This window comes from Paenibacillus silviterrae (assembly GCF_030167925.1).
In the GTDB taxonomy this organism is placed as follows: Bacteria; Bacillota; Bacilli; order Paenibacillales; family NBRC-103111; genus Paenibacillus_G; species Paenibacillus_G silviterrae.
On record NZ_JASKUT010000002.1, the window covers coordinates 406263 to 432707 of the forward strand.

Annotated in this window: 20 protein-coding genes; 15 read left to right on the forward strand and 5 right to left on the reverse strand. The window is 50.8% G+C overall.

Going from position 1 to position 26445, the window contains the following annotated elements; genetic code table 11:
• Positions 1-89 precede the first annotated feature (89 nt).
• From QMO62_RS25465 to QMO62_RS25485, 5 genes are read left to right on the forward strand one after another with little or no spacing between them, the layout of a single operon-like run.
• On the forward strand, positions 90-944 hold the full coding sequence (locus tag QMO62_RS25465; RefSeq protein WP_284645313.1) for an ABC transporter ATP-binding protein: 855 nt from the start codon (positions 90-92) through the stop codon (positions 942-944).
• Positions 945-969: 25 nt separating this feature from the next.
• On the forward strand, positions 970-1938 hold the full coding sequence (locus QMO62_RS25470) for an ABC transporter substrate-binding protein (protein ID WP_284645314.1): 969 nt from the start codon (positions 970-972) through the stop codon (positions 1936-1938).
• Between the two features lie 53 nt (positions 1939-1991).
• The gene (locus QMO62_RS25475; protein WP_284645315.1) at positions 1992-3017 is read left to right on the forward strand and encodes a FecCD family ABC transporter permease; all 1026 of its coding nucleotides are present in this window, start codon (positions 1992-1994) and stop codon (positions 3015-3017) included.
• Positions 3014-3991: a FecCD family ABC transporter permease gene (locus QMO62_RS25480; RefSeq protein ID WP_284645316.1), complete on the forward strand. Its 978-nt coding sequence runs from the start codon at positions 3014-3016 to the stop codon at positions 3989-3991. The genes QMO62_RS25475 and QMO62_RS25480 overlap by 4 nt, the downstream gene beginning before the upstream one ends.
• 46 nt (positions 3992-4037) lie before the next feature.
• Positions 4038-4193: a DUF1540 domain-containing protein gene (locus QMO62_RS25485; protein WP_284645317.1), complete on the forward strand. Its 156-nt coding sequence runs from the start codon at positions 4038-4040 to the stop codon at positions 4191-4193.
• A gap of 97 nt (positions 4194-4290) precedes the next feature.
• Here QMO62_RS25485 and QMO62_RS25490 read toward each other — a convergent pair whose 3' ends face one another.
• Both QMO62_RS25490 and QMO62_RS25495 read right to left on the reverse strand, forming a co-directional pair.
• Positions 4291-6363, reverse strand: coding sequence for an iron ABC transporter permease (locus QMO62_RS25490; protein WP_284645318.1), 2073 nt, complete (start codon positions 6361-6363; stop codon positions 4291-4293).
• Positions 6360-7373, reverse strand: a complete 1014-nt coding sequence (locus QMO62_RS25495) for an ABC transporter substrate-binding protein (protein WP_284645319.1) — start codon at positions 7371-7373, stop codon at positions 6360-6362. Before QMO62_RS25495 ends, QMO62_RS25490 begins: the two co-directional genes overlap by 4 nt.
• A 228-nt stretch (positions 7374-7601) precedes the next feature.
• On the opposite strand from QMO62_RS25495, the gene QMO62_RS25500 reads away from it, so the two are divergent.
• The 3 genes from QMO62_RS25500 to QMO62_RS25510 all read left to right on the forward strand — a co-directional run bounded on the left by QMO62_RS25500 (position 7602) and on the right by QMO62_RS25510 (position 9878).
• Positions 7602-8420 carry a (2Fe-2S)-binding protein gene (locus QMO62_RS25500; protein ID WP_284645320.1) on the forward strand — a complete coding sequence of 273 codons (819 nt, stop codon included), beginning with the start codon at positions 7602-7604 and terminating at the stop codon, positions 8418-8420.
• A gap of 138 nt (positions 8421-8558) precedes the next feature.
• A complete protein-coding gene (locus tag QMO62_RS25505) occupies positions 8559-8936 on the forward strand; it encodes a VOC family protein (RefSeq protein ID WP_284645321.1) in 378 nt (125 codons plus the stop codon).
• A 204-nt stretch (positions 8937-9140) separates the two neighbouring features.
• The gene (locus tag QMO62_RS25510; protein ID WP_284645322.1) at positions 9141-9878 is read left to right on the forward strand and encodes an MBL fold metallo-hydrolase; all 738 of its coding nucleotides are present in this window, start codon (positions 9141-9143) and stop codon (positions 9876-9878) included.
• A gap of 65 nt (positions 9879-9943) precedes the next feature.
• Here QMO62_RS25510 and QMO62_RS25515 read toward each other — a convergent pair whose 3' ends face one another.
• Complete coding sequence (locus tag QMO62_RS25515) at positions 9944-11065, reverse strand: GntR family transcriptional regulator (protein ID WP_284645323.1); 1122 nt, start codon at positions 11063-11065, stop codon at positions 9944-9946.
• A 184-nt stretch (positions 11066-11249) separates the two neighbouring features.
• Between QMO62_RS25515 and QMO62_RS25520 the strand changes: the two genes are divergently transcribed.
• Entirely contained in the window at positions 11250-14399 is a 3150-nt protein-coding gene (locus QMO62_RS25520) for an alpha-mannosidase (protein WP_284645324.1), read from the forward strand.
• Between the two features lie 116 nt (positions 14400-14515).
• On the opposite strand, the gene QMO62_RS25525 is transcribed toward QMO62_RS25520, so the two are convergent.
• Both QMO62_RS25525 and QMO62_RS25530 read right to left on the reverse strand, forming a co-directional pair.
• The gene (locus QMO62_RS25525) at positions 14516-15382 is read right to left on the reverse strand and encodes a carbohydrate ABC transporter permease (protein ID WP_284645325.1); all 867 of its coding nucleotides are present in this window, start codon (positions 15380-15382) and stop codon (positions 14516-14518) included.
• Between the two features lie 31 nt (positions 15383-15413).
• Positions 15414-16370: an ABC transporter permease gene (locus QMO62_RS25530; protein ID WP_284645326.1), complete on the reverse strand. Its 957-nt coding sequence runs from the start codon at positions 16368-16370 to the stop codon at positions 15414-15416.
• Between the two features lie 211 nt (positions 16371-16581).
• On the opposite strand from QMO62_RS25530, the gene QMO62_RS25535 reads away from it, so the two are divergent.
• The 6 genes from QMO62_RS25535 (at position 16582) to QMO62_RS25560 (ending at position 26364) form a co-directional block, all read left to right on the forward strand.
• The gene (locus tag QMO62_RS25535; RefSeq protein ID WP_284645327.1) at positions 16582-18729 is read left to right on the forward strand and encodes a helix-turn-helix domain-containing protein; all 2148 of its coding nucleotides are present in this window, start codon (positions 16582-16584) and stop codon (positions 18727-18729) included.
• A gap of 149 nt (positions 18730-18878) precedes the next feature.
• A complete protein-coding gene (locus QMO62_RS25540) occupies positions 18879-20387 on the forward strand; it encodes an extracellular solute-binding protein (protein ID WP_284645328.1) in 1509 nt (502 codons plus the stop codon).
• 24 nt (positions 20388-20411) lie between these two features.
• Entirely contained in the window at positions 20412-22397 is a 1986-nt protein-coding gene (locus QMO62_RS25545) for a rhamnogalacturonan lyase family protein (RefSeq protein ID WP_284645329.1), read from the forward strand.
• 339 nt (positions 22398-22736) lie between these two features.
• Complete coding sequence (locus QMO62_RS25550) at positions 22737-24449, forward strand: extracellular solute-binding protein (protein WP_284645330.1); 1713 nt, start codon at positions 22737-22739, stop codon at positions 24447-24449.
• 70 nt (positions 24450-24519) lie between these two features.
• Complete coding sequence (locus QMO62_RS25555) at positions 24520-25422, forward strand: ABC transporter permease (RefSeq protein ID WP_284645331.1); 903 nt, start codon at positions 24520-24522, stop codon at positions 25420-25422.
• Between the two features lie 51 nt (positions 25423-25473).
• Entirely contained in the window at positions 25474-26364 is an 891-nt protein-coding gene (locus QMO62_RS25560) for a carbohydrate ABC transporter permease (protein ID WP_284646674.1), read from the forward strand.
• The last annotated feature ends 81 nt before the right edge of the window (positions 26365-26445 follow it).

A 26445-nucleotide genomic window follows, 5' to 3' on the forward strand; every position in this document is an offset into this window, starting at 1 on the left:
AGTCGTGAGAAATAATGGTTGACAGCTCTAATTGATAACGATTATCATTATTAACAGGAAAAATAATCCGGTAAGGGGGCAGTAAGGAAATGACATTCCGACTGCATACGGAACAATTGGACATTGCCTATGAGGAGCGTCTCATTGTCCGGCAATTAAATCTGTCGATACCCGATGGGAAAATTACGGCTTTAGTAGGAGCCAACGGGTCCGGGAAATCGACCATTCTTAAAACGCTGGCCCGCATTATGAAGCCAAAGGCCGGCAGCGTCATTCTTGACGGGCAATCCATTCATCGCCAATCCACGAAGGAGGTAGCCAAGCAGCTTGCCATTCTTCCTCAGAATCCTACCGCTCCGGAAGGGCTTACCGTGAGCGAGCTGGTGTCTTACGGCAGGTTCCCACATCAGAAGGGCTTCGGCCAGTTAGGTGCGGAGGATAAAAGAATGATCGAGTGGGCTATCGATGCCACCGGCATGTCGGCGTTTCGGGAGCGCCCGGTGGATCAGCTCTCCGGAGGACAGCGGCAGAGAGCTTGGATCGCCATGGCTTTAGCGCAGGGAACCGATATTTTGTTCCTGGATGAGCCCACCACCTATCTCGATATGGCTCACCAATTGGAGGTTCTGATGCTGCTGGAGGAGCTGAACGCCGCTTCTCAGCGAACGATTATTATGGTCGTTCATGACTTGAATCATGCTTCCCGGTATGCTCATCATATGGTAGCGATTAAACACGGCAAGGTTATCAGCGAAGGGAGTCCTCTTGATGTGATGACCCCGGAAATGCTTCAAGATGTTTTCGCAATTAAAGCCGATATCATTGCCGATCCTCGAACGGGCGTCCCGTTATGCTTGCCGTACGAGCTCGTTTCCTCAACCAAGTCGGCAACGGTTCCCGTGCAGCAAGAATCGAAGCAAGAACCCGCGCTAGTAGGAGTATAATAAACCATTTGTAAGGGGATTGAACATGAAGAGGCAAGCTTGGATTTATCTTTTATTATCTCTGTTTATCGTATTGGCGGGCTGTGGTAAGTCCGTGGACACTAACGCTAAAGGAGGCGCGGCAGTGGCTGACCCGGCGAAAGCCGGTAATCAAGAAGTGCGTACGGTCAAGCACGAGCTGGGAGAAACGAAGCTGCAGGGAGTACCGAAGCGGATTGTCGCTCTGGAGTTCTCCTTTGTGGACGCTCTCGCAACCTTCGGCGTATCCCCTGTAGGGGTGGCGGATGACGGAGATGCGAACAACATTATTGAACCGATCAAGCAAAAAATCCAAAAATATACCTCATTAGGCTCAAGATACGAGGTGAATTTCGAGCTGATTGCTTCCGTTAAGCCTGATCTTATCATTGCAGATGTCAGCCGGCACAAAGAGGTGTACGGCAAGCTGGAGCAAATCGCTCCTACGATCGAGCTAAAGAGTTTAGGCTCCGATTACAATGAGAATATGGCATCCTTTCATGCGATTGCCGACGCTTTAGGGATGAAGGCTGAGGCTGAGAAAAGGCTTAAAGAGCACCAGGCTGCGATGGAACAGCTGAAGAAGCAAATTCCTGCCGGGGAAAAGCGAACTGTACTGCCCGCGGTAGTCACCGCAGCCGGATTTTTTGCCCACACGTCGAAGGCTTATGCCGGATCGGTATTAGAGCAGCTCGGGCTGAAGGATGCTATCCAAAGCAACGATGCCTATCCGAAAATTACGCTGGAGCAGCTTGTTTCCGCGAACCCTGAGGTTTTGTTCCTGATGGTGAATGCAGGAGAGAAGACGGTGCTGGAAGAGTGGAAGAAGAATCCGTTGTGGTCTCAGATTCCAGCGGTAAAGAATGGACAGATTTATGAGGTGGACAGGAAAATGTGGTCTCTTTCCAGAGGTTTAATCTCTGCCGAGACCATTGGCGGCAATGCCATTCAACTGCTATACGGACAGAAGAAATAAGGGGAAGCGGGAGAGGACTCCCGCTTTTCGCTTGTCTTGGGGGAAAGCGATTCATGAGCATTGTGACAATACATAAGCATGAACACAGCGGTTTGAAGCATTTTGTTATTTGGTTAACCATAAGCTGCATCTTGGGCACTATAGGCTTTGCAGCCAGCATCAAGCTGGGCTCTTCCCCCATCCGATGGGAGGATCTTTGGTATGGTCTCATAGGAGCTCAAGAAACGAAGGAGCAATTGATCGTCCGAACCCTTAGGCTGCCGAGAGCTCTCGTAGCCGTCATGGTTGGATCGAGTCTAGCCGTTGCGGGTGTGATTATGCAGGCGGTTACACGGAATCCGCTGGCTTCTCCGCAGATTTTCGGAGTTAACTCCGGTGCCGCCTTGGTCGTGGTTGCTTCCATCGTGTTTATCCCTTCGCTTACGCCTTCCCAGCTGGTTATTTCCGCCTTTCTGGGGGCTGCGTTAGGCGGATGGCTTGTGTACACCATGGCATCCGGCGGCGGGAAATTTACACCTGTGAAGCTCGCGCTGGCCGGAATGACCGTCAGCATGCTGCTCTCAGCGGTGACGGAGGGCCTTATCGTATTACATGACCAGAAAACACAAAATATTTTATTCTGGATGGCTGGAGCCGTCGACGGCAGCGATTGGAACGACGTTTTACTCATGCTTCCTTGGTGGCTGATAGGGATATTAGGGGCACTATTACTTTCCGGGTCTTGGAATGTGTTGAATATGGGAGATGACGTGGCCCAAGGTCTAGGCCTGCATATCCGCTATGTACGTTCAGCAGCAGGAATCTTAGTTATTTTATTAGCCGGAGCCTCGGTTTCAGTTGCGGGTCCCATCGGCTTTGTCGGTCTGGTCGTTCCCCATATTGTACGTGCCTTAGTTGGAACAGAGCACCGCTTTGTAATCCCGTTATCTGCATTGCTAGGGGCGTCTTTGCTGCTCTACGCCGATATAGGGTCCCGTTTTATCTCGTACCCGTTTGAAGCTCCCGTAGGGATTGTAACTGCAGCAGTCGGTGCCCCCTTCTTTCTTTACTTGGTCCGCAAAGGGAGGCGATCGGAATGAAACGTACGCTGATCATAGCCGGAGGGCTTCTGCTTATGCTCGTTGTTTGCTGGATAAGCGCAGGAGTGGGTGCGGTATCCATCCCGATGTCCGGGATCGCCCAGGTCCTGCTCGGGGGCGGGGAAGAACAGCATCAATTCATCTTGATGGAATACCGCTTACCAAGAATTGTTCTATCGGTCCTCATCGGATCGGGCTTAGCGGTGGCGGGCGTCCTTCTGCAGGGTATCATCCGTAATCCGCTTGCCTCTCCCGACGTGATTGGTTTGACCAAGGGTGCGGGCCTGGCGGCGGTTCTCTTCATTGTGCTTGTTCCGAAGTCTCCGCCGGGAGTACTGCCCTTCGTCGCTTTCTTGGGCGCCGGGATAGCCGGAGCCATCCTGTTCATCCTATCGGCGGGCATCCGCATGGGACCTTCCGGTTTGGCGCTTTCCGGGATAGGGATCAGCGCGCTGTTTACGGCAGGGATCCAATACGTAACTGTCAAACACGCCGTTGATGCGAATACCGCCTTATTATGGCTGGCCGGTAGTCTTTGGGGGAGAGGGTGGGAGCATGTGCTTTTACTTTTTCCTTGGATCGTGATCGTTACGCTCATTGCGCTCTATTATGCTAAACAACTGGATCTCCTAAGCCTAGGTCAGCAAACAGCCGGCTCCTTGGGGGTTGCGGTCGGCCGTGTTCAGACGGTCGTACTTCTGCTGGCCGTACTGGTAACAGGGGCATGCGTGGCCGTATCGGGCTCCATCGGGTTTGTGGGGCTCATAGCCCCGCATATGGCAAGGAGGCTGGTGGGGCCCAAACACTTTGGACTTCTCCTCATGGCGGGCTATGTAGGCGCTATGCTCGTGCTGATAAGCGACCTATTAGGGCGGTGGATTATCGTACCGAAGGAAATCCCTGTCGGCATAGTATGCGCAGTTCTTGGAGCCCCGTACTTCTTGTGGCTGCTGAGAAAAGAATCGAAAGGCTAAAAGGAACCTGAAAAGGCCATACTGATCTCAGGGAGGTGAGATCAGTATGGCTAAAGACGTATTATGCGAAGTCAATTCCTGCAAGTATTGGGCTGCAGGCAATCAGTGCAACGCTTCCTCTATCTATGTAGTAAGCCACAGAGGCAAGAAGGCTGCCCATTCAGAGGAAACGGATTGCAAGACGTTTGAACCGAAACTGTAAAGAGGGAAGGGGGCAGCGACGACTGCCTCCTTTTCTTTTACCTTCCTAGTATACCCCTAATTGATAATGATTATCACTATTGGCTCTTTGGATGTGATTATTTTTTTGCTATCGGTCGCATCAGCCATAAAAAGTAGAAGGCTCCGATGACCGAAACCACAAGACCGGAGGGAATTTCCTTAGGTGCGAACACGGTTCTTCCTACAAGATCGGCTAACGCAAGCAGTAGGGCTCCCAGTAAAGCGCTGACTACGAGCAGCTTGCGATGCTGATGACCGACCAGCAGACGCGCCGCATGCGGGGCCAATAGACCGACGAAGCCGACGGTTCCCACCGTCGAGACGGCTGCGGCGGCAAGGGCCACGCCCATCAGCGCAAGCCATAGCCGGCTTCGGGTAATCGGGAGACCTACTCCGGCTGCCGAATCGTCCCCAAGCGCAAGAATATCAAGCCTGCGCGCTTGCAGCCAAGCGATCGGCAGCAGCAATAGCGGCCATGGCAGCAGCCGAAGCAGATCGCTCCAGCCGCGTGCGTAGGTGCTGCCTGCAATCCAAGCCAGCGCGACGGCGGCTCTCAGCTCCGCCTTAATCACAAGCAGTTGGATGGCGGCCGATCCCATGGCGGAAACGGCGAGTCCGATCAACGCTAGCATGGCGGGCTGCAGACCGCCCCTGGCAGCGAAGAGGAAGACAACGGCGGCACAGGCTACAGCTCCCGCAAAGGCGGCAAGCGGCAGCCAGTAGATCGGAAGGTCCGGCCATAATAGCAGCGATAGCAGACCGCCGATTCCTGCACCGGAGGTGATCCCGATCAGGGATGGGTCTGCTAACGGGTTGCGAACAACCCCCTGCAGTAGAAGACCGCTGACGGCCAGCGCGGCACCGGCGACAGCCGCTACCAGCATCCTTGGGAGCCTCAGGTTTAGAATGATGTTGTGATGCAGATCGGAGCCGCTGCCTATGAGCAGCTGCCAGAGCTCATTGGCATGAATGCGAAGCCCTCCCAGCATCAGGCCTGCTGCCATGAGCCATCCCAGCAGGATGACAATAGCGAGCACTAGCGTGGAATAGGGAAGCTTCGTCGTACGGGTGCGCTCCCCCATGGAGATGGCACCTGCAGAACGCAAGCTTCCCCGACCGGCTCTCAGCGCCAGCCAAATCAGCCACGGGCCCCCCAGCAGGGCTGTAATAGCGCCCGCAGGCATTTCATAGAGGGTGAAATAGACCATTCTGGAAAGGGTATCCGCTCCTACGAGCAGGGCGGCACCCCAGATTGCTGCCGTCGGCAGCAGCAGGATATGCTTCCGGAGCCCGATCAGCCGCATGAGATGAGGGGCAATCAGGCCGATAAAGCCGATCGGTCCTACAACGCTGACGGTAACGGCAGCAAGCAACACAGCGACGGCTAGCATGACAAGCCGGTTATAGCGAACACGGATGCCCAGAGCTTCCGCTACTTCCTCGTCCAGCGATAATACATCAAGTCTGCGGGAGAAGAAAAGGGCTGCTGCGATACCAAGCGCAGTCCAAGGCAGTGCATAGTAAACCCCGTCCCAGCCGTTCTGAATGAGGGATCCTGCGCCCCAAAGAAAAAGCTTGGAGGCTTCATTTTCATAAATAAGCTGGAACGCTGCCGTCATACCGGCTAGTGACATCGTGACGGCCATGCCTGCCAAGGCAAGCCGGATCGGCGAACTGCGTAACCCCCCGGAAAGGGCAAATACAAGTACGGCCGCAGCGATGCCGCCCAGCAGGGCGGCAGGCAGCGAACCGCCCCATAGCCATGCAGGAAAAAAGATAGTCATGATCGTGACGGTTAAATAAGCTCCGGAGCTGATGCCAAGTGTTCCGGCAGATGCCAACGGGTTGCGGGTAACCGTTTGGAGCAGTACCCCCGCTACAGCCAAGGCTGCTCCTGCAATAGCACCGATGACCGCACGCGGCATCCGCAATGATCGCACAATGTGGTGCGCCGACTCGTCCGCCGGTTGAAATACGGCTTGAAAGACTGTACCGATCGTAAGCTCAGCCTGACCTTGCGTGATATGTACCGTTAGCAGGACGGCGAGCAGAAGGACTCCCATGAGTCCGATGCCAACGGCCCGCAGCACAAGGGACGGAAGGACGGTAACTGTAGTGACAGTTCCGTCCTGAAGAGTTGTATTTCTCATTTGGCAAGCAAGGTAGTTACTTGATCTACAAATACTTGTGCGGATATCGGTCCGCCAAACAGCCATGTTGCGCCGCCAAGGGAATAGGTCCGGTTCTCCTTCACAAAGTCGAGACCTTTCCATACCGGATTATCCTTGAGCTGTTTAGTGAAAATATTGTCCTCTTCGGTAACAACATAGAAGAAGTTAGCTTTTTGAACTGCCGGCAGCGCCTCAACGTTCGTCGTAGCAAACCCGTATGCTTCGAATTTGGACGACTTATACGCGTTTTTCAAACCGATTTTGCCCATAATCTGCGAGGCCATGGAATTTTCGGTAAAGGCGCGAATCGTAGGTACGTCCTTCGAGCTGAAGCCTTGAACAAGAACAAATTCCGTTCCGCTTTTGCCCGCCTTTTTCAGCTTCTCCCCTGCTTGAGCATAGCTGTCGTTCAGCTTCTTCAATACATCCTGTGCTGCGGTTTTCTTATCTACGGCATCAGCGATCGTCAGGAAGGTTTCCTCCATCTCCTGGTACTGATTCGGTCCATTCTCGGGTGGATAGGGCTCGAACATAATTGTCGGAGCAATTCCTTTCAGCTTATCGTAGATGGCTTTATGCCGGAAGCTTACGCCGATGATCAAATCAGGCTTAATAGCGGCAATGGTTTCCAGGTTAGGCTCCTGCCGTGTCCCAACATCGACAACACTGGCTTCCAGAGCAGGCTTTACGTTAACGGACTTTTTGTAGCCTGCAATATCCGCTACACCGGCGGGCTGAATCCCTAGAGCGAGTAAATCCTCCGCATACACCCACTCAAGAGCGACAATCTTCTTCGGTACAGCCTCCAAATCCGTTGTCCCTAGAACGTGCTTAATGGTGCGTTTGGAAGCCTGTGATTCCTTCTGAGTTGCTGCGGAATCAGCGGGCTTTGAAGCGGAATTTGCGGGAGCAGCGCTATTGCCGCAGCCTGCGATTAGCAACACAATTGCAATCAATATGGCAATCGGCTTGAAATGAAAACGTAACATCTGTACTTGGACCTCCCAATATGTAAATGATAATGACTCTCAGTCAAGGAAAATTCTATTGCGAATGAGAATCGTTGTCAATAACTTTTTTGAAATATGTTCCAGAGCTCTAGTAGATATGCATTGGTTGAGTGCACTTACGGAAAATGTTGACATTTCGGTTGAGAACGATTATCATCAAGTTGATATTGAGAATCGTTATCACATATTGTGCGAGGAGTGTAGATCGTGAACAAGGTGCTTGACTGGGAGCTGCTGGAACGTCATTTTTATGTAACGGCAGCACACCGTACCGATACCCTTTACTCTATCAACGCGAAGGAGCTGCTCCGGAAGGAAGAGGCCGGTAAGTTTGTTGCCCTCTATGGCGAACGGATCAAGGCGAAGGTTCCCGAAGCCGCTTGTACTTACTTCAGCGGTTTTTTGGCCGGCTTATGCTCTGCAGTTCAGTTCCTTTTGTCTCATCATGATGTCGCACTGGATTACGGATTGCACAATCTAACGATTCAGCTGTATTTAAACGATCAGCAGAAGCCGTCTTTCTCTTTTATCCTGCATGACTGCACCTTCGAAACTGCATCGGCAGGAGGAGATAGAACGATGTGGAGGGAGGCGGTGCTGTCGAAGCTGTACGCGGAAACCGTCAGACCGATCGTAGAGGCGCTCGCTGAAGCGGCGCACTCGGATGCGTCGACCCTATGGGGGGTCCTGCCCACAGGGGTATACTACCGATATGAGGAGATACTGCGGCAGGCTGCCCATCATCCTGCACTTTCGGAACAAATCAAGGATGATTTTTCATTTTTAGTACACGGTATTCAAGGCGATGTGTTCGGTCGGAGAAGGAATCCGTTTGATATCAAGCTCAAAACAATTCCCAGCTGGAAAAATCCCGATGAGCAGCTTCGGCAAAAAACAGGCTGCTGCTTATATTATCAAACCGAAGGCGGTACCTATTGCTATACATGTCCTCGGATCGATGACAAGATGAGGGAGCAGAGGAAGCAGGAGCTGCTGGCACAGTATGGGTTACTCAAAGCCACATAACGAAGGATGGATATTCATGCTCTGCCTTATCGATAAAGCGGTAGATGTCCGGTTTTTACTATTCTCCCGTCCGAAAATAGAGTAACCTATCATTTGAAATGACATCGTAAGTCATTAATTCATATGGGAGCTGAGCAAATGGGACTGAAGCTGGATATGGTGGGCATCGTCGTAAAGGACATGAAGCAGGCATTGGCTTTTTATCGTGTGCTGGGGCTCGATATACCGGAGAGCGCAGATAATGAGAAGCATGTTGAAGTTGTTCAAGAGGGCTTTCGGCTTGCCTTTGATATGCAGGAGACGATCAAGGAGATTTATGGCGGGTGGGACGAGCCGGTAGGTCATCGGGTTGAGCTGGCGTTTCTGTGCGAAAGTCGGGAAGCGGTAAATGCGTTGTTCCGCAAAATAACAGAGCAAGGCTATACAGGATTCCGCGAGCCTTGGGATGCTTTCTGGGGTCAGCGCTACGCGATCGTTCAAGATCCGGACGGCAATTTGATCAGTCTCTTTGCATAAGAGGATAGACATAGTGAAGCGGTAGCCGGGAGCCTTCTATCCTGGCTGCCGCTTGTTTGCGATTGTGCGAGAATGTACACATACTTGCTATTGACTAAATTTTATTTTTGTGATATAATAATATATTTTACTGTTGTTCCGTACCCTTTTGTGTGATAAATAATAATAGGTCACAGACTTTTATCAGGCAAAGGAGTGAGGGGTATGAACTTTTCGAAAGGTTTTATCATGCTGCCGCTGGAATCGGAAGGCTTTGGCGGAAGCGCAACACTATACCCAACGTTGATCGGAGATAGAGAAACGGCGGTATTAATCGATACGGGAATGCCTGGAAATGTGGAAAGGCTCATGGAGGCAATTGAAAGGACGGGCATGTCCATGAAACAAGTGCAAAGTTTGATCCTAACGCATCAGGATTTGGATCACATAGGCTGTGCACCGGACTTAGTTGAAGCCAGTGGAGGTCGAATTCAAGTGCTTGCTCATGCAGAGGATGTGCCTTACATCGAGGGGAAGCTTCCCTTGATCAAGACCACCCCGAAAGCAATGGAGCCGATGCTGCAAAAACTTCCCGAATCCGTGCGACAAGGCGCGCTGCGTCTGTTGGAAAATCCTCCGAAAGTAAAGGTAGACCGTACAGTGGAGGATGGAGAGCGATTGCCAATGTACGGCGGAGTTCGTATTATACATACCCCGGGGCACTCCGCCGGCCACATCTGTCTGTATCTGGAGCAGAGCAAGACCTTGGTGGCTGCCGATGCGCTAATGATCGTTCATGGCAAGCTGCACGGTCCCGTGCCCCAGACGAGCTTGGATATAGAACAGGCTTTCGGATCCTTAAAGAAGCTTCTGGAGCTCGATATCGAACGAATCATCTGTTATCACGGCGGAATGCTTGAAGAGAATTGCAAAGAGCAGCTGGCAGAACTGTGCAGAGGCTAGGAATAGATGAAGAACAAAGACCACTTTGACGCTCACGACAGGGGCTTCGAAGTGGTCTGTTCTATTTAAAGGGACCGAACGGAAGCCCGTTCAACCAAATTCACCGGAAGCATGATCCTTCTGCGCTCCATAGAGGGGTTCTTAATCAGCTCCAGCAGGAGGCGGGCCGCTTCCCCGCCCATGCGGCGGAAGGGCTGAACGACAACCGTGGGCGGCGTCTTAAAGAGGTCCGGGTACTGATAGTCGTCAAAGTTGATCACGGACAGGTCATGCGGAATCCGGATTCCAAGCTGAGCAGCCTGTTTCACGACATGATAGCCGTGGACGCTATCGAAGGTCAACACAGCGGTTAAGGAACGTCTCTCCGCTAAGAACCGGGCGATTGATGCGGGGCTCGCTTCGAGAAGTCTCTCCGTATGATCGACAGGAATTTGATATTCAGCCAACGCTTCCTCATAACCGTGTAGACGATCCTCGAGGGAGGTTGTCCCCAGTACGGGAGAAGAGATGCAGCCGATATGGCGGTGTCCTCTTTGGATCAAATACCTGGTTGCCTGATATGCTCCCTCACGATTGTCTGAACAGACGCAGTTGGTATCCACTCCCCGGAGATAGCGGTCAATAACAACAATAGGGTAATGGTTCATCGTCAGGCGAAGCACCTCTTCGTTGTAGCTTACGCCATGCACCGGGAAAAGGATAATCCCCGACGCACCGCCGGCGGAAGCTGCGGACAGAAGCTCAAGCTCTCGTTCCTTGGAATCGTTCGCGTTCATAAAAACCAGGTGATAGCCGGCTTCCGATACGGTCTCTTCGATGCCCAACAGCAATTCGGAGCACATCGAATCCAGCGTCCTTTGAATGATGAAAGCGATGGTCGGAGGCGAAGCGGTGGACAACCCGGTCTTCGGCGCCGACGGCAGCTTAGGTACATGCTGGAGAGAGTGTGTGGATACGGGATTCTCAGTAACGTAGGTCCCGCGACCTTGGATGCGGTATACGATTCCTTCCTCGATCAATAAGGATAGGGCTTGTTTCACGGTAATCCGGCTGCCTCCGAATTCGCGCGCCAAGTCCATTTCGGATGGCAGCCGGTCGCCAGGCTTCCACTTGCCATCACGGATCCCTTGGAGCAAATAAGCACGGATCTGCTGGTAAATGGGAGTACGTTTGGAAGATGATTTCATCACAATGACCTCTATAGAAAATGATGTAAGTGTATATATACCAATATACAAGTTAGATGGCTGTAAGTAAAGAACTTGAGATTAAAAATAATTGTTTACTTAGCGATATTTAGCGGATATAATTTGTGAAAATACCAATATACATATAAATATACAATTATACATGTAGGGAGGCCAATTTTACATGCCGCAATCCAAACGGATACAACGATTTATTCAGATGCTGCTTGAGCGAAGATTCAGTGAATCGCTTGAGCTCCCGCAATGGACGTGTAAACGCGCTGTTTATATCGAAGAAGGTGAATATGCTTGGAAGGAGGGAGTGGAGCTAGTTTCTCCAGGATCACTATCCAGTGTTCCGGGGGAGACGCTCTTCTTGGAGAACAGAATCACGGTACCATCGGGCTGGAAGGGGAAGAAAGCTGCGCTCCTTCTCCAAACCGGGGGCGAGGGGCTGCTATCCATTAACGGTGTACCGTATCATGGGTTGGACCGTAACCGGCATCAGATTCCACTGCCGGAGAAGGTGTGGGAAGCCGGTGAACTTCATCTGACGGCAGAGGTATACCACACTCCTCCGCTGCCTAAAGATGAACTGAACGGGCAAACCGAGAATTCTGCTCCACCTGTACATTTTGCCGAAGCTCGATTGGTGTCAATTAATGAAGCCATTGAGAGCTTATATTTTACAGTACTGACCTACTCTGAAGTCATGAAACAGCTTCCGGCCGGGGGAGTGGACAGCATCCTGCTCACGGACAGCCTTATGGAGGTTGTTCAGGAGCTATCCGGAGGCTCCATCTCAGATCAAGCTCAGGTCCGGCAGGCGGAGAAGAAACTTCGTACCGTTCTGGCAAACCGCTCGAACTCCTCGTCCGGGGGCACCATGCATATGATTGGACAATCTCATATCGATGTCGCCTGGCTGTGGCCGTTGAAGGAGACGGTAAGAAAGACAAGTCGAACCTTCTCGACCGTATGCACGCTGATGGATGAATATCCCGGGTACCGCTATTCACAAAGCCAGCCTCAGCTTTATGCCTATGTGAAGGAGCGCTATCCGGAGCTGTATGAGCGGATCAAGCAGAGGATTGCGGAAGGACGCTGGGAGCTGGTTGGCGGCATGTGGGTGGAGCCGGATCTGAATATACCGTCGGGGGAATCCCTGGTTCGGCAATTGCTGTACGGACGCCAATTTTTTCATGAAGAATTCGGGATAGAGCCTCGGGTCGAGTGGCTGCCGGATACCTTCGGGTATTGCGCCTCCTTGCCCCAGATCCTCAAGAAATCGGGAATCGACTATTTCATGACCTCCAAGATGAACTGGAACGATACGAACCGGTTCCCGTACGATCTGTTTTACTGGAGGGGTATTGACGGTACTTCGATCCTTTCCTTTCTGAATCACGGACTAAATGAAAACACGCTGCCGAAGGATGTAGCCGAGCACTGGCAAAGCTTCAAGCAGAAGGGCGTTCATCAGGAGCAAATGCTGCTGTACGGATATGGTGACGGTGGGGGAGGGGTCACCCGAGAGATGCTGGAGGTTCTTGAGCGCTCCGAGGCGCTGCCGGAATTGCCAAGCTGCCGGTATAGCACGGCGCATGAATTTTTCGACGGGGTCGCACGGAAATCCCCGAAGCTTCCGCAATGGACGGGCGATATGTATCTTGAGCTGCACCGCGGGACGTATACGACTCACGCTGCGAACAAGCGAAAGAACAGAAAGTCGGAGGTTTTATACCGGGAAGCGGAGCTGTGGAATGCGATGGGCGTGCTTTCCGGGTTGGTAACACTTGAGCAGGCTTCAGCGCTGCAGGAAGGGGAGCTGAAGGAAGGATACAAGATACTGCTTTTGAACCAATTCCATGACATTATTCCCGGCACTTCGATCCCGGAGGTATACGAGAAATCGAACAGGCACTATAAGGAAGTTGAATCGTTAGGGCAGAAGGCGCTGGACTCCGCGCTGAAATGTCTGGTTGAAGCGATTCATACGGAAGGGGAGGGGCAGCCGGTTCTTTTGTTCAACAGTCTGTCATGGGATCGTAACGACCCGGTGGAGCTTCGCGGAGGACGAGAGCTTGCCGGAATGGCCATATACGACCGCAATGGTAGGAGACTGGAGTCGGACTTGCTGAAGGATGGCGAGGACACCTATATCCTTGCGTTCCATGCAGGCATGATCCCTGCAACAGGCTACAAGACAGTGTGGCTGCGCAGCGCCTCTTCGGATGCAGAAGAGCTCAAGCCGTCCCGGCAGCTTACAAATGGGTGCTGGGAAACGGACTTCTACCGTATCGAGTTCGATCAGTCCTGCCGAATCGTCCGACTCTTGGACAAACGCGCCGACAGGGAGCTTGTGGAGCCGGGCGAGGTCATAAACGAGCTTCAGCTGTTTCATGATACGCCAACGGTTTGGGATGCGTGGGATATTGACCCCCAATTTGAGCAGCAGCCTGCCGGAGAGGCCGAGCTGGTAGGAGCGGAAGTGGTGCTGCAAGGGCATACTAAAGATATTTTACAATTCCGGTGGCGCTTGAACCAATCGCTGATTACGCAGAATCTTGTTTTGTATCATCAATCGTCCAGAATCGATTTCCAGACCAACGTGGATTGGCGGGAGGAACACAAGCTCTTGAAGGCGGCCTTCCCGGTCGCGATTCTGTCCGATAAAGCTGCCTATGAGATTCCGTTTGGCAGTGTGGAGCGGCCGACGCATACGAATACGAGCTGGGAACAAGCTCAATTCGAGGTGTGTGGACACCGATGGGCCGATCTCTCGGAGGGCGGCTTTGGAATCAGCTTGATGAACGATTGCAAGTATGGATATGACATCCGCGGAAACCGGATGCGCCTGACTCTTCTGCGCTCTCCTCGTTGGCCCGATGCAACCGCAGATGTTGGGAATCATGAATTTGTGTATTCGCTATTTCCACACGAAGGGGATTGGCGAGCCGGTGGTGTAGTCCGCGAGGGAATGCAGCTGAATCACCCTGTTATTGCTGCAGCGGCCGCGGCGGGAAGCGGAACCCTTCCGTCCGAGGCATCGTTTCTGCAGCTGAATGGCAAGCAAACCGTTCTGGATACCGTAAAGGTTTCCGAGGACGGGCAGGGTATTGTCTTCCGCTTGTACGAAACCTCCGGCGGGCGGGAACGATTCTCGCTTGACGGGGCAGAAGGCAGCAGTGCGGAGGTAAGCTGGGAACGGATGGCGGAAACCGACCTTATGGAGAGAGCAACCGATGCGAAGGGGAAGGAGAGCGGGACCGTCACAGCCCGCTCCATACATCCGTATGAAATCGTGACATTGAAATTACCGTTAACCGATTGATCGGAAATCTCAAGCCAACAGCGGCAGTAGAGGACGCCAGTGTTTCTCGTCCTTACTTGCCGCTGTTGGCTTTTTATGCTGAGGACTCTATTTCTGGGCTTTTTAAGCGGGTCAGCCTATCCTTTCACCGCACCAAGCATAACCCCTTTAACGAAATACTTCTGAATAAACGGATAGACAATGATAATAGGCAGCGCCACCAAGAAGATCGACGCCGTCCGCACGGACAAGCTGGATGTATCATTCAGCACACCCATATCGCCTAACACCGTCGCCATTTCCATCTGTACGACCATATCGCGCAGGAAAATTTGCAGCACCTGCAGCTTGGTGGAGTTGATATAGATGACGGCATCCATATAGGAGTTCCAATGCGTCACGGCAATGAACAAGCCGATCGTGGCAACGGATGCCGTGGACAAGGGAACATAGATTTTATAGAAAATCGTCCAATCGTTGGCCCCGTCTATTTTGGCGGATTCCTCCAAGCTATCGGGGATATTCTCAAAGAACGATTTCAGCAAAATGACATTCCAAGTGCTGATGGCCGTCGGGATGACCAGCGCCCAGATCGTATTGATCAGCCCGGTTGCCTTGACGATCAGGTAGGTCGGAATGATGCCGCCATGGAAGAGCATGGTAATAATAATATACAGCATGAGCAACTTTTGCCCGGGCAAGTACCGCTTGGACAGCGCATATGCGAAGGTTAACTGTAGAGCGAGATTGCTTACAACGCCAATAACTGTTCGATTAATGGTATTAACGAATGAAGTAATGAAACGGTCATTATCGAGAATGATGCTGTAGGCCGTCAGATCGAAGCCCTTCGGCCATAGAATCAGCTGGCCTTCACGTACGAGATGCGGATCGCTGATCGAGGTCAGGATCACATAATAAAAGGGCATAAAAGTGATCACTGCGAAAACGAGCAGGATCGAACCGATAACGGTATTTCCAATAGAAAATTCACTCTTTTTCATTCAAATCTCCTCCTTCTGTTCGAGTCAAAGCCTACCATAACGAGTTGTCGCTAAATCTTCTGGCTGCCTTGTTCGCACTCCATATGAGAATAAAGCCGATCACGGATTGGAATAAGCCGATCGCCGTCGTTAAGCTGAACCGAGCATCCTGTAAGCCGACCCGGTATATATAGGTGCTCAGCACGTCGCCGACATCATAGACGGATGGATTGTACATGACATAGATTTGTTCAAAGCCGTAATCGAGCATTGTCCCTATTTTCAAAATGAGAAGAATAATGACCGTGTTCCGAATACCCGGTAAGGTAATATGGAGCATCTTCTGCATGCGGTTCGCCCCGTCAATGGTCGCCGCTTCGTATTGCTCCGGATCAATGGCGGATAAGGCGGCCAAATAGATGATGCATCCCCATCCGCTTTCCTTCAGAATTAAGGAGAGTATGACGACGGGACGGAAATACTCCGATTTGACCATGTAATGAATCGATTCGAGCCCGAAGACTTCCCTGATCTGATTCACCAGTCCGTCGTTCGGGGATAGGAGCTGGATGACAATTCCGCCGAAGACGACCCAGGATAGGAAGTGCGGAAAATATACAACCGTCTGAATGGACCGCTTGAAGAGAACGCTCCTCAGTTCATTCAGCAGCAGAGCGAGAATGAGTGGAGCCGGAAAGGAAAAGAGCAGCTCATAAACGTTCATCAGAATTGTATTTTTGACAATACGGTAGAAGTCCGGATAAGTAAATAGGAACTCGAAATGCTTCAGACCTACCCAAGGGCTGCCCCAGATGCCTTTGGAGAAATTGAAGTCCTTGAAGGAAATGATCAATCCGTACATGGGCAAATATTTGTAGATGAAATACCAGATAAAGCCAGGTAAAGCCAATAAATAGAGGTACTTATATTTGTTTAAGTTGCTCCAGAACACTCCCAGCGGCTTCGTCCGTTTGCGGGCCGCGGTGTTCAATGGAATCGATGCTTTCATAGGATTTCCCCCTTTGAGCTGTGCTGGCTCTAATTATAGGAGGGAGGGTAATGGCGAGGATATGTTTACTTTTTTGGAGTGTGTATAATTTTTGTGGAGGGGCATGGACAATTCATCGGAGGATGAATAGTATTTATATTGTACTGATGGGCACGGCGAGCGATGGGTACAGTATAGCTAACAGATCAGGCTGCAAGGAGGTGAGGACCGTATGTTACGCATGATGAACCAGCTGAAGGACAGGTCTGTGTTTATGCTGTCTCTTCTGTTTTTATTGACGGTTTTCGCGGGTTTCCTGCTGTACGATTACAATATCCGTTCGAACTATGCCAAAGAAAGAACGTACTATTTTCAGCAGCATCACGAGAAAGCGTACTCATCCCTGTATTTATTTTCGGATAAAATTCAATCCATCTACCGTCAAATGCTGCAAAACCGCGATTTGCGGGAATGGCTGACCATTCCAGGCGAGATTGCACCGGAGATGTACAGGCTGAGCCAAATCCAAAGCTCTTTTTTCGATGTCATCAACAGTCACTCCGGGATCGCTTCGATGTATTTGCATAATAAAAAAAACAACATGATTCTGTCGACGCCGTTCATGTTATCGGAGCTGCCCCAATTCCCAAACCGGTCCATCTTCGAACGGTACGATTATAGCGATGCGACGCAATGGAGCTGGTATGTACTCCCTAACGAAATGAAGGATAATCCCGGAAGCTCAGCCATCATTTCCATGACGGCAGGCATTCCTTCAAGAAATAAGACCGGGGCGTTGGCCATTAATTTGAACCAAGCCTATGTCGCCGATACGTTGATGAAAGACAATGCGTATGTATTGTGGCTGGACCCGAACGATCAGGTGCTTTTGGCTAAAAACGAAGAAACGAAGGACTTCTTTCTCAAATTCGCGGAGCACATCCTGTCCGTGAAACAGGCTCCTTACCTTTATAAGGATCATCTTGTGCTGAGCTCCTCCTCCGATATCGGCGGGTGGAAATTGATTACCATCATCCCCCAGGATATTCTGGTTCAAGGACAGCCCGGCAACCCATTGTATAAATATTTGATTTTGCTGGTCTGTTTTGCTTTAGGACTTCTGCTGTTTTTGTATTTCCGGTATACGCGCCGGGAGCAGGAGAAGCTCCATGAGGTGCGAGTGAAACAAAACATGGATGATTTTCAAAAGGGGCTTATTACAGACCTCCTGACCGGCAAGCCGCTGCCGGAGAGTCAAGAGGAGAAAGCGAAGGCCTATGGCCTGAACCTGAAGGGCGTTGCCTATCAGGTAGTCGTTTTCGAGATTGACGATTATTACAATTTTTTGCGGTCAAAGTCGGACAGTGAACGTTTTTTTATGAACAAAATTTTATACAACGCCATTAAATGGACCTTCGTGCTTCGCTTTAACGCCCATCCTGTGAATTCCGGTCTCGAGAGAGTAACGGTGCTGCTCTGTTACGACGAGCTGAATAATGAGATCCGGGACGAGCTGGAGCGGACGATACGGTACATTCAGAACGATATCAGGGAAAATTGCGGACTTACCGTCTGTACGGGAGTCAGCAATGTAGTCCGGGAACTGGAGCACGTGCATTCCTGTTATGCGAATGCGGTCATGGCCGTGGAGTACAAATCGATCTATGGCAAGCACTCGGTTATTTATTATGACAAGCTGGGGCTGACCGGGGCGACCTCGTTAATGAAGTTTTCCAAGGAGATTCATAAGATTCATGATTACTTAAAGTTAGGCAACGTAAGCAAAATCGAGGAATCCCTGCATTCGATACTGGATGAGCTGATCCGTAATGAGCAATTTACGCTGGAATGGATTCACGCTTTTTTTGCTAACATTATGGCCTCCATCATGAAGTATGCGTTCGAGAACCGGATTGACATCAATCACCTCTGCAAGGAGGATGTGTTCATTACGCTGTACAGCTATGAATTTTTGGAGGAGAAAAAGGCGTATATTCTGAAGCTTTGCTCCGTTATGATTGAGCAGATGCGCTCCAAGCCGGAGGAGGCAAGCTCAACGGGGAAGGTGATTATCGAATATATCGACAAACATTTTGACAAGCCGATTTCATTAAATATTCTCGCTGAGAAGCTTGCGCTGAGTCCCTCCTACTTAAGTGTGTATATCAAAAACCAGCTTGGCGTCGGGTTTGTGGAGTATATCAGCACCCTGCGCGTGCAAAAGGCATTAAAGCTGATGGACAACGAAAGCTTGACGATACAACAGATTGCCGAACAATGCGGTTACGATACGGTGCATACCTTTATCCGGCAGTTCAAGAAGGTGCACCAGCTCCCGCCTAATGAATACCGGACCCAGAGACGTAATAAAAAAATGTAAATCAAGAAATGTACACTCGCGGATCCCAAAATCTATACATTCCTCAAGGTATTATTCATTGCCATTTGGAGCTGACAAACTAGAATGAGTAATATCCAGCGCCGGTGCCGCCGGGAGGGATACTAGTATTCAATGGGAGGGTCTAAACGATGTCTTGGAAACGCAAAACGAAAACGCTTCTTTTGGTAGGCGCAGCTTCAGCGGTCGCCATCAGCGGGTGCAGCACGAAAGCAGAAGAAACGAAAGGAAATGAAGGCGCTTCAACAAAGCCGCCTACCTTCAAGGTCATGTTCGATTACAACGTGGATACGAAGGGGATGTCTCTTACCGACAATGAATACATCAACTACCTTCAGGAGAAAACGGGTGTTCGCGTAGAGCTGGAATCTCCGGGGTCGGCCGGGTACTTGGATAAGCTGAACATCCTCATGGCTTCCGGCGAGTATCCTGACGCCTTCATGGTGAACGATAAGGATAAGAACAAGCTGCTTCAGTTCGCGGCGGATGGCCTGCTTACCGATATCGCTCCGTATTTGGATAAATACCCTAATTTAAAAAATGTGATGCCGAAGGAGGCTTGGCTGCCTGTTAGTGACGGCGGGAAGATCTGGGGGATTCCGTACAACCGTCACGACGGCTTTAACCAGGTTGTGTACATCAATAAGGAGTGGCTGGAAACGCTGAAGCTGGACATTCCCCGCACCATCGATGATTTCTACAAGGTGATGAAGGCTTTCACTGAGCAGGATCCGGACCGTAACGGCAAGAACGACACGTTTGGTTTGATCGCACTGAATGACATGTTATACGGGGGGAAAATGTTCCAAGCGGCCTTCGACGCCGAGACGTGGAAATTCCGAAACGGCGAGCTGCTGCCGCCGGAGCTGACGGATGAATATAAAGAATACTTGAAGTTTATGAATAAGCTGATAGAGGAAAAGATCCTGGATCCGGAATGGCCTACTACGGTAGGTACGATCTTCCGTCAGAAGGTCGCTACCGGTAAATACGGCATGTTTAATAACTTCTGGCATTTCGCCAGCGGCGCCCAGCTCGCTCCGGGTACAGCCGAGCGGTATATTGCTATCGAGCCGCCGATACGTGCAGACGGCAAGCCGACGATGTTCACCTACAACACGACCAACCGGCATTATATCGCCATTCCGAAGGATACGAAGCAGGCCGACCAGCTGCTTAAATTCATTGACTGGTCGTTATCGCCGGAGGGTACGCGTTTCAACTTCTTGGGGATTGAGGGCAAGCATTACACGAACAACAACGGTAAGTTCGAGAAGACGAAGGAAGAGAGAGCTGGCCTGCACTGGGCCTTTGCGCTAGTGAAGCACGGGTTGCTGAACGATGAAGTGAAGAGCTTGATGCAAGCGGATTATGCGGACCATGTCGTCCAAAATCTGTCCCTGGCGCAAAAGTTCGGCCAGCTGGATAAGATAGCAGCCTCCCTGCCGTATTATCCGGAGCTTGTGCCGTACAACCTGCCAAAGATTACTCAAGAGTATACGGCCAAAACGATTCTCGGAAACGAGAAGGTCGATGCCAGCTGGAACGACTATGTAAAGAAGTATCGCGCATCCGGGGGAGACAAGGCAATTAAACTGTGGACCGAGTGGTATAACAAGGAAGGCGCCAACTTGAAGTGAATCTGAAGCTGGAGGTAGTTGTCAATGATTACAGTCATGCAGGATAATTTCTCACAGTTTGCCATCGGGCCGTTCCCGTACGATCCGAAGCACTCCGCGATAGGCGAATACCACTATTACCCGCCGGAAGGAAATAGGGGAGGCTGGTACGATCCGGTCGTTTACTACGGCTGGCTCGGGCCGACATGGATCGTTACGGAGGATAAAGGCAGAAAGCTCATGGAACAAACCCGCCCTCAGGCGGCGATTACAGCCCATTGGCCGTTGCTTGTCAAGGGCGAGGTCAGCTGGAAGGACTACACCTTGGAGGCAACCGTCCGTCCACTCTCCACCCGCTCTCATACGGGCATGGTGTTCCGCTATCAGCACGGACGCCGTTTTTACTTTCTCGGCTTCGAGGGCGGCGAGCTGAAGCTATTGAAGCGCGATCAGGACCAGCTTGTGACGCTGAACGCAAAGACATTTGACTACGATGTGGATCATGAATATAGGTTTAAGGTGGAATGTATCGGCCATCGCATTACCGCTTCCGTGAACGATGCGGTAGTACTGGAGATCGAGGACGACTCCTACGACGGGGGCAAGATCGGTCTATCCTCCCGCATGCCTGCGCAATATTCGGACATTCAAGTGACGATGACCGAGGAGCATCATGCGGCTTGGATCGCGGCCTGCCGCGATACGGAGCTGGAGCTCGCGAAGCTTCGTACGGAGTACCCGCAGCCTAGGCTGTGGAAGACGATTGACTTCAAAAACTTCGGAACGGCGAGACAGATCCGCTTCGGTCATTTGCTGGGTACCGATGAGGTCCAGATCGTCCTGGCGCAGCATCAGAAGCGCGGACATAAGGATGCGTATGCCCATATCAGCTGTTTGACTGCTTTATCGCTGGACGGCGAGGTGTTATGGCAGCTCGGCGAGCCTAGCACGCTGGCCGACCATGCGCTGTTATCGGCGGATCTGCCCTTCCAGATTGCCGATCTGGACGGGGATGGCTTCGATGAGGTCGTAGTGGAGCGCAATTTCGAGCTAATGATACTGAATGGGCGGACAGGTGAGGTCAAACGCAAAATTCCTACCCCGCTCTGCAAGGAGCCAAAAGGCACGTTATATAATGTACCGTTCCAGGAGTATGCCTTCGACCGATTGAATGTAGACTGCATCCGCATTTGCAATTTCTCGGGGAAGGAGGAACCAACAGATATTCTTATTAAAGATCGTTACAGCAGGGTATGGGTGTATGATAACGAGTTGAATCTGTTGTGGCAGTTTCATGAGGGAATAACCGGTCATTTCCCTTATACCGCTGATATGGACGGTGATGGCAAGGATGAGATGTTCATCGGCTATCACTGGGTGGATCATGATGGTACTTTGCTGTGGACGCTGCCGGTGCCGACAGATCATACGGATGAGATCTTAATCGGCCACTGGGATGTCAGCCGGCCGGACCCGCTAATCGCGATTGCCTCCGGGGAAGAGGGCTTTATGATCGCCGACCTGCACGGTAATTTGGTACATAAGCACATGATCGGGCATGCCCAGCGGGTTAGCGTAGGCAATTACCGCCCGGATTTGCCGGGATTGGAGCTTTGTGTGACAACCTTCTGGGGTGAGCAAGGGATCGTCTACTTCTTCGACAGCCAAGGGAGACTGATAGAGCAGTTCGAACCGACAACGAACGGAACGGTCATCACTCCCGTGAACTGGACTGGAGACGGTAGGGATCTGGTGCTGATCAACGGCAATACGGAGCATGGCGGTCTTGTGGACGGCTGGGGGCGAGTGGTCGTGAAGTTCCCGCAGGACGGCCATCCGGACTTATGTGCGGAGGTCATCGATATCACCGGGGACGGGCGAGATGAAATTCTGCTTTGGGATGCTCAGCGGATGTACATCTACACACAGGATCAGCCGGCTGGGGTGGACCCGGTTGTGGTGCCGGACAAATATCCGCACAGCTGCTTCTCAAACTACCGCGGGGAATTTAATTATCCCAAGAGAGGTTAGCGGCAAGTGCAATCTTTTTAGGCTAGCGCTAATAACAAATACAGGATTTATACGATGGGCTGCTGAGTGATCAGTAGCCTTTTTTTATTGCTACCGAAAACAAGAATCCAGATGATTACCGGATTTTGGAACAACGAAAAATGAAGTATAGTTATAATATATCATGCTTAATGGGACAGGTACTGGATCAATAGGAAAATATAGCGCTTACATTTGTGTCAACAACGGGTAACTAAGTAAAAAGATGCACATTGTTAGGTGGTTTTCCCAAACCTATAATGAAAACATACACAGCGCTAGTGTGTTAGGTCTCAAAAATCTACGATGTGGGGGTTGGACATGAAAGGGATAAAGAACGGATCAACATTATTCTTAGCTTCAATTCTGTCACTCGCTACTGTGCTGTCGGCTTGCAATGACCAAAGCGGTTCAACAAGTAAGGGGCAGGAGGATGGCGGAAAGAAAGAACCGGTGAATACCGTAAATGCAGATCCGCTTGGTAAATATGATCCGCCGATCGAGGTGTCGTTCGTACGAAATCTAAGTAATGTCGTAGAAAATAACGTACTCGGCGTCCTGAAGGGTGAAACGCTTGAAGACAACCGCTGGTCCCGCATATACAAGGATCAGCTGGGTATCAATATTAAATATAACTGGGTTGTAAAAGGCGACGTAAGCTCCGATCAATATTTGCAGAAAATCAATGTGACGCTAGCTTCCGGTGACCTTCCGGATGTGATTCCGGTGAACGCGACCCAGCTGAAACAGTTGGCTGATTCCGGCCAAATTGAAGACATGACGGAATTATACAAGAAATATGCTACCCCGTTGACTAAAGATGTCATGTCGCAGGAAGGAACAAGTCCTTTCGATGCCGCTACGTTCGACGGCAAATTGATGGCGATCCCGCAGCTCGAAGCCTCGATCGAACGGGCGATGTTTATCTGGATCCGTACGGACTGGCTGCAGAAGCTGGGCTTACAGCCGCCGAAGACGATGGCTGACGTGCTGGCGATCTCCAAGGCTTTTACGGAGCAGGATCCGGACGGCAATGGCAAGAAGGATACCTACGGTCTTGCCATAACCAAGACTTTATGGGGCGGGGCGATGGGGCTCGAAGGGTTCATGGCCGGATATAATGCTTATCCGAATATGTGGGTGGAGGATGCTTCCGGGAAGCTCGTTTACGGTGGCATTCAACCGGAAGTGAAGAAAGCGCTTCAAGCATTGCAGAACATGTCGAAGAACGGAGAAATTGATAAGGAGTTCGGCATTAAAGACGGCGGCAAGGTATCCGAGAATATTGCAGCAGGACAAATCGGTATGGAATACGGCGAACAGTGGAACTCCATCTATCCGCTTCAGCTAAACAAAAATAACAATGCGAATGCACAATGGCAGGCATTTCCGATTGTTTCGGAATCCGGCAATACGCCCAAAGTGCCGCTCAAGTTCAGCACGACCCGCTTCTTTGCGGTGAAGAAGGGAGCCAAGCACCCTGAAGCGGTCATTAAGCTCTTCAATCTGCACCTTGAGAAAAACTGGGGCGCAACGGCAGAATTTGATAAGTACTACGCTCCGCCGGAAGCGGAAAGCGTATGGCAGCTGTCTCCGGTGACGCCATACCCGGCTAAGAAGAACGTGGAGGCATTCAGAGCGATCGATGCGGCCCGCAAAGCCGGGGATACTTCTAAGCTGACGGGCGAAGCCAAGACGATTCAAGGCAAGCTGGAATCCTTCGCTTCAGGATCGAAGGAAGGATTTGCTCTGTGGGGTTGGGAGCGGATTTACGGCAAGGAAGGCTCGATGGGAGTTGTTGACCAGTACGACAAAAGCAATCAGTTCCTAATGGAGAAATTCGTTGGGTCGCCTACTCCTACCATGGTTGAGCGCAAAACGACTCTGGATAAGCTGCAGACCGAGGTCTTTGTAAAAATTATTCTGGGTCAATCCATCAATGAATTCGACAAATTCGTGGAAGACTGGAATAAGCTCGGCGGCGATAAGATGACTAAGGAAGTAAACGATTGGTATGCATCCAAGAAGAAGTAACAAAGGGCAGAGGATGGAGTTCACCTTCCTTCCTCTGCTTCTTTAAGTTCGAAGCTGATGGGGGATGGATATGGGAATCAGGAAACTGCGGAGAGAGCTTCCATTGCATCTGATGATTTTGCCGGGACTACTTTTGATTGTTTTATTCTCTTATGTTCCCATGGCCGGTATCGTTATCGCTTTTCAAAAGTTTATTCCCGCGAAGGGACTGTTCGGTGATCAGAAATGGGTCGGTTTGGATAATTTCAGATACGTCATGAGTTTGCCGAGCTTTACACAGGTTCTATGGAATACGCTCTTTATTTCAAGCCTTAAGCTTATTTTGGGGCTGATCGTGCCGATTGCGTTTGCCGTTCTGCTCAATGAATTAAAGAATGAAGCGATTAAGCGTTCCGTGCAAACGACCATTTATTTGCCCTATTTCTTATCCTGGGTCGTTCTGGGCGGAATATTGATCGATATTCTCTCACCGTCTCAAGGTATTGTTAATAGTTTGCTTAGTTCGCTCGGCTTTGAAAAAATCTTCTTTCTTGGCGATAACGGGTGGTTTCCAACCACGCTTATAGCTTCGGATGTATGGAAAAACTTTGGGTACGGTACGATCGTTTATTTGGCGGCCATTACGGGTATCGATCCCGGTTTATATGAATCCGCAACGATCGACGGCGCGAATCGCTGGCGGAAGATCTGGCATATCACCATTCCCGGTATGCGTATGGTTATTGTGCTGATGTCCGTTCTTAGTCTCGGACAACTGCTGAACGCCGGATTCGATCAAGTATTCAATTTGTACAGTCCTCAGGTTTATGAGAGCGGTGATATACTGGATACCTTTGTTTACCGGATCGGCTTGCTGGATGCCCAGTACGGCGTGGCGACGGCAGTCGGGTTTTTCAAATCGGTGGTATCGCTGATCCTGATTTCAAGCTCATACTTTATCGCTTATCGGTTTGCAAAATATCGAATTTTTTGAGAGGAGGGAAAGCGATTGTCACAGTCATCTACAAGAATAACGGCGGAAGGCTTGACCCAGGCGCCGGTCAGGCGCAGACGGTTCGAATGGTTTTCCGTAGTAAATACTTCCTTTCTCATCCTGGTTTCGCTACTATGTGTGCTTCCGCTCGTTCATGTCGTGGCGGTTTCGTTCAGCTCAAGCGCTGCAACTGCAGCTGGCTTCGTGAAGCTATGGCCGGTTGATTTCACGCTGGCATCCTATTCGTATACGGCCAGCCGCGGAGCGTTCTGGCAATCCATGCTTGTTTCTCTGGAGCGTATCGCCATAGGAACGCCATTAAATTTGTTGTTAACTATTTTAGTAGCTTATCCTTTATCTAAGGAATCCCACATGTTCCGATTTCGGATTGTCTACGCTTGGATTTTCTTTATTCCCATGCTTTTTCACGGTGGATTGATCCCGTGGTATTCCACGATTAAGCAGTACAATCTGCTCGACTCCATCTGGGCTCTTATCCTGCCGCACGCGGTGCCCATCTTTAGCGTAGTATTGCTGCTTAATTTCTTCCGGGAGCTGCCGAAAGAGCTTGAGGAGGCGGCTCTCATGGATGGCGCAAGCCACTGGACGACACTTTGGAAAATTTATGTTCCGGTTTCCAAGCCAGCACTTGCAACATTAGCCTTGTTCTCCATGGTCGATCATTGGAACAGCTGGTTTGACGGCCTTCTTCTTATGGGAGACCCGGCCCATTATCCGCTGCAAAGCTACATCCAGACGATCGTGATTCAGCAAAATATGGCGAATATGTCGCGCGACGATTTGCTAAATCTGGCGCTTATTTCCGACCGGACGCTGAAAGCATCGCAGATTTTCCTCGGCTCGCTTCCCATTATTCTGGCTTATCCGTTCCTGCAGAAATACTTCGTGAAGGGCATCGTACTTGGCAGCGTGAAAGGGTAACAGGCATAAAGAAGTGATATGCGGTTAAGTTCTTTACTAACCGTAGCAGGGCTTCTGCCATTCAAGTTATAATGGAGGAAA

What these genes read in the sequence shown, in the direction of transcription:
- QMO62_RS25550 (WP_284645330.1), top strand. Translation starts at nt 22,737, where the DNA reads ATGAAAGGGATAAAGAACGGATCAACATTATTCTTAGCTTCAATTCTG.
- QMO62_RS25485 (WP_284645317.1), top strand. Translation starts at nt 4,038, where the DNA reads ATGGCTAAAGACGTATTATGCGAAGTCAATTCCTGCAAGTATTGGGCT.
- QMO62_RS25505 (WP_284645321.1), top strand. Translation starts at nt 8,559, where the DNA reads ATGGGACTGAAGCTGGATATGGTGGGCATCGTCGTAAAGGACATGAAG.
- QMO62_RS25540 (WP_284645328.1), top strand. Translation starts at nt 18,879, where the DNA reads ATGTCTTGGAAACGCAAAACGAAAACGCTTCTTTTGGTAGGCGCAGCT.
- QMO62_RS25475 (WP_284645315.1), top strand. Translation starts at nt 1,992, where the DNA reads ATGAGCATTGTGACAATACATAAGCATGAACACAGCGGTTTGAAGCAT.
- QMO62_RS25510 (WP_284645322.1), top strand. Translation starts at nt 9,141, where the DNA reads ATGAACTTTTCGAAAGGTTTTATCATGCTGCCGCTGGAATCGGAAGGC.
- QMO62_RS25545 (WP_284645329.1), top strand. Translation starts at nt 20,412, where the DNA reads ATGATTACAGTCATGCAGGATAATTTCTCACAGTTTGCCATCGGGCCG.
- QMO62_RS25515 (WP_284645323.1), bottom strand. Translation starts at nt 11,065, where the DNA reads ATGAAATCATCTTCCAAACGTACTCCCATTTACCAGCAGATCCGTGCT.
- QMO62_RS25535 (WP_284645327.1), top strand. Translation starts at nt 16,582, where the DNA reads ATGTTACGCATGATGAACCAGCTGAAGGACAGGTCTGTGTTTATGCTG.
- QMO62_RS25530 (WP_284645326.1), bottom strand. Translation starts at nt 16,370, where the DNA reads ATGAAAGCATCGATTCCATTGAACACCGCGGCCCGCAAACGGACGAAG.
- QMO62_RS25465 (WP_284645313.1), top strand. Translation starts at nt 90, where the DNA reads ATGACATTCCGACTGCATACGGAACAATTGGACATTGCCTATGAGGAG.
- QMO62_RS25525 (WP_284645325.1), bottom strand. Translation starts at nt 15,382, where the DNA reads ATGAAAAAGAGTGAATTTTCTATTGGAAATACCGTTATCGGTTCGATC.
- QMO62_RS25520 (WP_284645324.1), top strand. Translation starts at nt 11,250, where the DNA reads ATGCCGCAATCCAAACGGATACAACGATTTATTCAGATGCTGCTTGAG.
- QMO62_RS25490 (WP_284645318.1), bottom strand. Translation starts at nt 6,363, where the DNA reads ATGAGAAATACAACTCTTCAGGACGGAACTGTCACTACAGTTACCGTC.
- QMO62_RS25480 (WP_284645316.1), top strand. Translation starts at nt 3,014, where the DNA reads ATGAAACGTACGCTGATCATAGCCGGAGGGCTTCTGCTTATGCTCGTT.
- QMO62_RS25495 (WP_284645319.1), bottom strand. Translation starts at nt 7,373, where the DNA reads ATGTTACGTTTTCATTTCAAGCCGATTGCCATATTGATTGCAATTGTG.
- QMO62_RS25470 (WP_284645314.1), top strand. Translation starts at nt 970, where the DNA reads ATGAAGAGGCAAGCTTGGATTTATCTTTTATTATCTCTGTTTATCGTA.
- QMO62_RS25555 (WP_284645331.1), top strand. Translation starts at nt 24,520, where the DNA reads ATGGGAATCAGGAAACTGCGGAGAGAGCTTCCATTGCATCTGATGATT.